Raw genomic sequence first — 7622 nt, 5'->3', positions numbered from 1 at the left:
GGCGACGGCCACCCGGGTGGAGGTGGCGGCGAGAGAGGCCTGCGTGATCGACGAGCAGGGCGCGCAGACCGAGGCGTCCCGGCTGCTGTGGTCGGCCACGGCCAAGCTCGTCGGCGCCGGGGTGGCGCTGGCGGTCCCGCTGGGGATCGTGCTCGCGCTGGTGGTGGGGTCATGAGGGCGCTCGGGGGTCGCGCCACCGGGTGGGGGACGCCGTGCTGAGGCTCCTCGTCCCCGTGGTCGTAGGCCTGCTGTTCCTGGCGGTGATCGCGGGCTGGTTCTGGTACACCACGTGGCTGGTGCGGTCGGCGATCGACGAGCTCGCCCATCGCCGCAGACTCCTGGCCGGGGTGGATCCGCTGCAGGTGACGGCGACGAAGTCACTCGCGTCCGCGGAGGCCGCACACGACTCAGCCCACAGGGCACTGTCGCTGACGGTGGAGGCCTGGTACGACCTGCGCGAGAGCCGGGCGGTGGGGACCGCGCTGGTCGAGAGGTTCCCCAAGATCGAGGAGAGGGCAGCGCGGGACCCGGAATTCCTGGACGTGCTCGAGGATGCCGACGCGCTGCTCAACTATGCCCGGCCGGGGTCTGATCCGATCGACGAGCTCGTGAGACGGACCGCCCGGATGGATGAGCTGAACCTGCGGCTCAGGCACCTGGTTCACCAGTACGACGCCGCCGGGAAGCGCGGGTTCGGACGATTCTTCCCGCAGGGTCGGCAGTAGTCGCGCTGCGCGCGGGCCGAATATTGGCGGGGGTCGCGGTTGTGCGCTGCTCTCGCGGCTCGGTGCTGCTGTTGCGGTTCAGTAATGCTCGGTTCGGGACGCGGGTAGCCCCCGCGTAGTCACCGCCAGCTGAGCCGGGTAGCCCCCGCATTTTGGTCGTGCTCAGCGCGGCGAAACGTCCCACTTGGCGCGGTAGCCACGACCAAGAGCTCGGTAGCGGCGACCGATACGAGGGGAGCGCGAGAGGGCATCCGCACGATGAGTGGTTGGCGCGAGGGCACCCGCGCGGTGAGCGACTTGAGCGAGGGGCTGCGCGTCGCAGGTGCGACTCGGGCGAGGACCCGGGCAAGAGCTGCGACCAGCTGAGCTACAGATCCCCCGGCAGCTTGTCGCGACGGATGTCCCGCCACGTCGATTGCCGCAGCACCCCCTCCTCGGTGAATCCCTGGTGTCGAACTTCCACCACGAGCTTGGGCAGCACCCAGACGGCGTCTCGGCGGGCATCACTGGGCAGGTCCTCGAGGAACGGACTCGAGCGGCGGCGCAGCGGCTCGAGCTCCTCGAGCAGAGTCTTGCCCTGACGGTCGCTGAAGCCGGTGCCCACGCGGCCGATGTAGGTCAGCCCGGTCTGGGCGGGCAGCCCGAGCAGCAGTGAGCCCAGTGAGCCGGATCGCCCGCCCTTCCCCGGTCGCCAGCCGCCAATCACGGCCTCTGTGGTGGTGAGCAGCTTCTCCTTGAGCCAGGTCTTGGCCCGCCGGCCCGACTGGTAGTGCGAGTCCCGGCGCTTGGCCACGATGCCCTCCCAGCCGAACTCCTCGGCCTCGTCCAGTGCGCGGTCGCCGGGGCCGTCGAGAACCCCCGGCACGTGCACCCGCTCGACCTCTTCCAGGGCCGGAGTCAGCAGGTCCAACACCTCGCGACGCCGATCCCACCGCTCGCGGCGCAGGTCCGCGCCGTCGAGACCCAGCACGTCAAAGACGAACAGGTGCACCGGGCCGATCGACGAGGCGTTCCCTTCCGCGGCGGCCTGCTTGGCAAGTGCGGAGAACTCGGGTACGCCGTCCGGGCCCGGCACCACCAGTTCGCCGTCGAGCACCGCCGGCTTCCCGATCGCCTGCGCCAGCCCGGGGAACCCGTCGGCCAGCCAGTCCATCGAGTTGCCGTTGCGGCTCATCAACCGGCTCTGTCGGCCATCGGTCGCCACGGTCACGCGGTAACCGTCCCACTTGCCCTCAAAGGCCCACTTGTCCTCGGGCAGGTCCGTGACCGAGCCGGCCGTGGGGATCATCGGCAGCGGGGGAGCATCGGGGCGGCCGGACATGTCCGAGTCGCGGGTCGGCTCATCGTCCGGGCTGCGGCCAGTCGACTTGTTCGAGCCACGGGAAGGCGACTTGTCCGAGCCGCGGGAAGGCGCCTTGCCTGACCCGCCGGAGCGATCATCGTCCGAAGGATATGACGACTTCGGGTTATCGCGGCCACCGTAGAAGGAGTCCGGCGACTGGTCCTTCATGTACTGCACGATCCACTGGTTCTTCTCGGCGCTCGTGCGCACCAGGACGTACCGGCCGGAGACCTTCTCACCGTTGAGCCGCACGATGATCTCGTCCTCGCGCCACTTCTCGCACTCGTAGGTGCCGCGGTCCCAGACGGTCATGGTCCCGGCGCCGTATTCGCCCTTGGGAATGGTGCCCTCGAACGTCTCGTAACCCAGCGGGTGGTCCTCGGTGTTGACGGCCAGCCGCCGGTCCTTGGGCTCGGTCGGCAGGTTCTTGGGCACCGCCCACGAGGCCAGCACGCCGTGATGCTCCAGCCGCAGGTCGAAGTGCAGACGGCGGGCGTGGTGCTCCTGTATCACGAAGATCGGGCCGTCGCCGTCGGAGCGGTCGGTGTCGACCTCGCCGTCGAACGGCTCCGGGGTCTTGCGGCGGTCGCGCTTGCGGCGGTAGTCCTCGAGGCTGGTCACCACCGCATCGGCGTCGGTCGGTCCGGCGTCGCAGCCCTCCTCGGCCGCCGCGCGGGTGGAGTCGTCGCTGCCGGACTCAGAGCCGCGGGAATCGGTGTTGGCGGAATCGGAACCGCCGCGCTCGGGGTCCCCGTCATCCGATGACGACGACGAGCTCTTCTTGCTGCCTCCCGACTTCTTCTGCCGCGATGCCGACGACGTCGTGGCGGCACCCTTCGTGGACGCGCCGCCCTTCTTCGCCGGCCCCTCCAGGCCTTCGAGCAGGTCGCCCTCGGACTCCAGCCGCTTGAGCATCTCGTCCCAGTGCAGGTGCGTGAGCCCACCGTCGCCGAGTTCCTCCCACGACCGCGGGGCCGCGACCCACGGCTCGGCGCGACCGCGCAGCGAGTAGGGCGCCACGGTGGTCTTGGCGCCGCTGTTCTGGCTCCAGTCCACGAACACTTTGCCGTCGCGGATCGAGCGCTTCATGGTGGCGGTGACCAGGTCCGGCGTCTGCTTGGCCAGGGACTGCGCGATCTGCTTGGCCACGGCGGAGGCGCCCTTGGAGGAGACGGCCTTGTCCAGTCGGGCGTAGAGATGGATGCCCTTGGAGCCGCTGGTCACGGCGTAGGAGTCCAGGCCCGCCTCGGTGAGGAGATCTCGGACGCGCAGGGCGACCTTCGCCGTCGTATCCAGGTCGACGTCCTGGCCAGGGTCCAAGTCAATGACGATGCGTCGCGTCCGCCCCGGCTCGCCGTCGGACAGTGTCCACTGCGGCACGTGCAGCTCGAGCGCGGCCTGCTGGGCGAACCAGGCCAGCGTGGCGGGGGAGTCGAGCACCGGGTAGGTGACGGTGCGCGAGGAGTGCTCGATCGCCACTCGCGACACCCAGTCGGGCGCGTGGGAGGGCAGGTTCTTCTCGAAGAAGGACTTGTCCTCGGTGCCGTCGGGCCAGCGCTTGCGCGTCACGGGACGCTGGCCGGCGTACGTCATCAGGTGCGGCGCCACGGCGAGGTAGTACTCCAGCACGTCGGCCTTGGTGGTGCCGGTCGCGTCGTAGAGCAACTTGTCGGGGTGGGTGAACCGCACGGTCCGCCCATCGACCTCGACCGACTCTTTTGTGCCCTTGCTCGCCATGGGTCCACTCTGGCACTCGAGTCGGACACTGGCGACCGGCTGCGGTATTCGCGCGGTTACCTAACTGCGCCGTCTAGAAGCGGCGCCTCGCGACTGCGCTCAATCCGGTCGGATCGGGTTGGAGATGGTGCATTGGTCGCCGCCTGTTCAGGCCGATCGAAGTCGGGGCCACTCATCGGCCGCCGGGCCAGCCGGCCATCGAGTTGGCGTTGTTCCTGGAATGCGGTGGAGTATCGTGAGGTGTGAGCGCGGCACCGTGGGTGTCGGGCGAGTCGCAAGGCCAGGTGCACCTGGGGCAGACCGGGACCCTGGCCTTACGCATGTCCGGAGTCGCGGACACCTCGAATAGTCGCTACGTGGCCTGCTCCTGCGGCCTCGTTGCGCACGTCGCCTGCTCCCCAGTAGAGAAGGTAAGGCTCTAGGCGACCCGTGACTGGCCCGTGCCTCACCGCGTGAAGTCGATGACCAACCGCCCCCGCGTCCCACCGGATTCGAGCCGCTCATGCGCCCGCCCCGCGTCATCGGGTGCGTAGCTGTCCGCAACGCGGCGTGTCACCACGCCGTCTTCCGCTAACTGCCGCAGTTCGTCGAGCTTGGCCTGCTCCTCAGCCATGACAGCCACGCTCACGGCATGAACCTTCAGGTCGCGGCTGCCGTCGCCCTGGTACCACCGCACCGTCGCCACGCCCCCGCCGGTCTTGACCGCGGGGAGTGCGGCGGCGTCCTGCACGGCTCCATCGAATAGGCCGTCGACCCCGTCGGGGTAGCGCTCGAGGATGCGGTCGGCGACGAAGACCCCGCTGATCGGGGCGATAGCGCCGCCTGGCACGTCGGTGTGGGTTGTTGGGTCTATGTGACGACGACGAGCCCGCCCTCTACCGGCTGACTTCTCGGCGCGGGTGGGGCGCGAGGGCCGCGAACGACTCATGGCCGAGTGACAGCGAGTGCTCTCGGCGCCCTGACACAAGGCGGGCATTTATGGGACATTGGAGGGATAAGAGAAGCGCGTCATCTTAGTGGGGAGCTACGGAAATGGCCACGGACACCAATGCAGGAGCTCGGTCGAGCGCGGCGCACCGCAGCGCCGTGACAGGGTCGATGCAGGACATCGCCCGCTTCCTGATCGATCACCTTGGCTCAGCGCTAACAGCGCACATCGCCGGGGTGGACCGGCGTACCGTCAGTCGCTGGGCTGAGGGGGCTGCAGCTCGCGCATCAGGAGAGGCGAATCTACGAGTCGCATTCCAGGTCTTCCAGCTGATCCAGACTGTCGATGCGCCGCAAACGGTGCGCGCGTGGTTCATGGGTATGAACCCGCAACTCGACGACGTCTCACCGGCGGAGGCGCTCGCAGACGGTCAGCACCGCGAGGTCATGGCCGCGGCCCGGGCGTTCGTGGCCGGTGGTTGAGGTTGATGGCGACTTCCCATCTCTCTGGGCCGGCTGTGGTTCATCCGCCGGCTAGCTTGTACCGAGTGGTCCGGCGTGGGCGCGAACTCGACCATTCTCGGATCAACGCTGCGGACGCCGCGCTCACCCGCTCGGGCAACCGCTTCGATGTGGCCGGCGGGGGCGTGCCGCAGGACTGGCGGGCGCGGCGATTGATGATCGAAGCGGCAACGATCGATCCGCTGCCATTCGTCGATGTCGAGGACCCTGACACCCACGAGTTCCTCACCTCGGCGATGGCACCCCAGCTCGACGCGCTGGGCGTGAGCGTTCTCGATGTCGCTGCGCTGCGCGGACGTAACAGGGCCGTGACGAGAGCGGTTTCCACCTGGATCTACGCAACCACCGACTCGAGTGGCGCGCCACAGTACTCGGGGATTCGCTACGTCTCGCGCCTCGGCAACCACGAGTGCTGGGCAGTATTCGACGGCACGGAGCTGCAGGTACGCAGACGCGAGGGGCTGGAGTTGAGTAATACCGCTCTCCAGAAAGTCGCTGGGAGCTTCGGGCTACGGATCTTCTAGCGCGGCCTGAAGCGACACGAGCGACTGCTGTTCGCAGGGCAACCGCCTGACCGTTCAGAGCGCCCCGGCCAACCCCCGATCCCTCGCCCCAGGAGGGTGAGGGCCCCCAGAGTGACGACGACGGCAACACGTCGCCCCGCCGTCGCGGAAACCCGCTCCGCGCACGGACGTGGAACGCGGAGCGCGGTCAGCCCCTACGTAACAGCTGCATCGACGTCGCCGGTCAGGCGTGGCTATTGATGAGGTCGTCCATCGACCGCCCCGATTGTCTCGACCACAAGCTGAACACCGCGCTGGTCATGGCCGCGGCCGCGTAGAGGGCGGACGCCAGCCCGTGCTCGCCGATCACGGTGCGAATGCCGGAGGCGGCGTCGCAGTCGAGCAGGACCGCATCGCACAGCCCGGCCATGCCGTCCGGGGCGTCGGGAAGCCGTGCGCTGTCGCCGACCTTGGCGATGACGGCGGCGGGCAGCTCCGGCGCCACCGACTGGGCGAGCTGGGCGAAGCGGGAGGCCACGGTCAGGGCGTCGGAGATCGGCAGGGGAGAGGCATCGACGGTCAGCTCCAGCGCCTCGAGGAGCTCACCAGCGGCCGAGGTGTCGCCGCGTGCGTGGGCGTATAGAACGGCCCGAACCTGCTCGACGGCGGCTTTGTGGCGCGGCGCGGTGCACATCACCGATCCGCGAGGCGACGTGCCCGTGCCTCACCTCGTGAAGTCGATGACCAGCCGTCCGCGCGTTCCGCCGGCTTCGAGCCGCTCGTGGGCCCGCCCCGCGTCTGCGGGCGAATAGCTGTCCGCCACACGGAGGGTGACCACGCCGTCTTCCGCCAGCTGCCGCAGCTCGTCGAGCTTGCCCTGCTCCTCGGCCATGTCCGCCACGCTCACGGCATGGACCTTCAGGTCCCGGCTGCCGTCGCCCTGGTACCACCGCACCGTCGCGACGCCTCCACCGGTCTTGACCGCGGGGAGTACGGCGGCGTCCTGCACGGCTCCGTCGAAGAGTCCGTCGACCCCGTCGGGGTAGAGCTCGAGAATGCGGTCGGCGACGCCGTCTCCTCGCCTGACTATTCTGTCGGCGCCGAGCGACCGGACAAGCTCTTCGTCCGCCTCGGACGCATCGGCAACAACTGTGAGGCCGGCCTGCTTGGCCAACTGCACGACGTAGCCACCGGTCGATCCGGCGGCCCCGGTGACCGCAAGAGTCTGTCCGGGCTGCAGGTCGAGGAGGTCGAGAGCGCGCCGAGCGGTGAGGCCGTTCATCGGAAGCGTCGACGCGGCGACGTCGTCGGAACCGCGGGGTACGGCGGCGATCGACTGCGCAGGCAGGACGATGTCCTCGCGATACGCACCGTGCTCGTCGCGGGGTACCACGATCCCCATCACCCGGTCGCCGACCGACAGGGAGGTCGTCGCCTCCTCACCGATCTCGACCAGTGTTCCCGCGATGTCCATGCCCGGGACGTCTGCGGCTCCGCGCGGAGTTCCGGTCTTCGACCGAGAACCGTTGCGCGTGTAGGTGTCGGTGGGGTTGATTGTTGCGGCCGTGACTCGCACGCGAACCTCGCTCGGCCCGAGCTCCTGGGCCGGGACGTCAACGACCTGCAGAGCGTCCGGGCCCCCGTAGGTCGTCACTCCGACGGCGCGGACGGGGCCAGCTGAGACGCTCATTGTTTCTCTTTCCCGCAGAACCGGCGAAAAACGGGGCGGTTCCGCTTGATTGTTGACACGAGTGACTACGTGTCCGCATGGTAACCGCGCACCCGTTCAGACCGCCGCGGCCAAGCCCCCGAGCCCCGCCCCGGCAGCATCAGCGCGCCAGCGGTCACCACCACCAGAGCACCCCG

At 69.1% G+C, this 7622-nt stretch carries 7 protein-coding genes; 3 read left to right on the top strand and 4 right to left on the bottom strand.

Features of this window, described 5'->3' with window-relative positions; genetic code table 11:
• The first annotated feature begins 212 nt into the window (after nucleotides 1-212).
• Nucleotides 213-725 (top strand): hypothetical protein, encoded by a 513-nt coding sequence (locus G6018_RS02390; RefSeq protein WP_182638609.1) that lies wholly within the window; start codon nucleotides 213-215, stop codon nucleotides 723-725.
• Nucleotides 726-1092: 367 nt separating this feature from the next.
• Here G6018_RS02390 and G6018_RS02385 read toward each other — a convergent pair whose 3' ends face one another.
• Nucleotides 1093-3804, bottom strand: coding sequence for an ATP-dependent DNA ligase (locus G6018_RS02385; RefSeq protein ID WP_182638608.1), 2712 nt, complete (start codon nucleotides 3802-3804; stop codon nucleotides 1093-1095).
• Nucleotides 3805-4249: 445 nt separating this feature from the next.
• Complete coding sequence (locus G6018_RS02380; RefSeq protein WP_017835832.1) at nucleotides 4250-4633, bottom strand: zinc-binding dehydrogenase; 384 nt, start codon at nucleotides 4631-4633, stop codon at nucleotides 4250-4252.
• Between the two features lie 203 nt (nucleotides 4634-4836).
• Here G6018_RS02380 and G6018_RS02375 point away from each other — a divergent pair, with 203 nt between their 5' ends.
• The gene (locus G6018_RS02375; RefSeq protein WP_182611159.1) at nucleotides 4837-5214 is read left to right on the top strand and encodes a hypothetical protein; all 378 of its coding nucleotides are present in this window, start codon (nucleotides 4837-4839) and stop codon (nucleotides 5212-5214) included.
• 65 nt (nucleotides 5215-5279) lie between these two features.
• On the top strand, nucleotides 5280-5777 hold the full coding sequence (locus G6018_RS02370; RefSeq protein WP_347237773.1) for an RES domain-containing protein: 498 nt from the start codon (nucleotides 5280-5282) through the stop codon (nucleotides 5775-5777).
• A 223-nt stretch (nucleotides 5778-6000) separates the two neighbouring features.
• Here the strand turns inward: G6018_RS02370 and G6018_RS02365 are convergent, their stop codons facing one another.
• Nucleotides 6001-6450: a hypothetical protein gene (locus G6018_RS02365; protein WP_182638606.1), complete on the bottom strand. Its 450-nt coding sequence runs from the start codon at nucleotides 6448-6450 to the stop codon at nucleotides 6001-6003.
• A 30-nt stretch (nucleotides 6451-6480) separates the two neighbouring features.
• Nucleotides 6481-7446 carry an NADP-dependent oxidoreductase gene (locus G6018_RS02360; RefSeq protein ID WP_182638605.1) on the bottom strand — a complete coding sequence of 322 codons (966 nt, stop codon included), beginning with the start codon at nucleotides 7444-7446 and terminating at the stop codon, nucleotides 6481-6483.
• Nucleotides 7447-7622: the final 176 nt, after the last annotated feature.

Source organism: Dietzia sp. DQ11-44 (assembly GCF_014145205.1).
Classification (GTDB): Bacteria; Actinomycetota; Actinomycetes; order Mycobacteriales; family Mycobacteriaceae; genus Dietzia; species Dietzia natronolimnaea.
Note: the sequence above shows the minus strand (reverse complement) of the source record. Positions and strands in the feature narration are given on the sequence as shown.

Coding starts and splice junctions, on each gene's coding strand:
- G6018_RS02385 (WP_182638608.1), bottom strand. CDS start 3,804: ATGGCGAGCAAGGGCACAAAAGAGTCGGTCGAGGTCGATGGGCGGACC.
- G6018_RS02375 (WP_182611159.1), top strand. CDS start 4,837: ATGGCCACGGACACCAATGCAGGAGCTCGGTCGAGCGCGGCGCACCGC.
- G6018_RS02365 (WP_182638606.1), bottom strand. CDS start 6,450: ATGTGCACCGCGCCGCGCCACAAAGCCGCCGTCGAGCAGGTTCGGGCC.
- G6018_RS02360 (WP_182638605.1), bottom strand. CDS start 7,446: ATGAGCGTCTCAGCTGGCCCCGTCCGCGCCGTCGGAGTGACGACCTAC.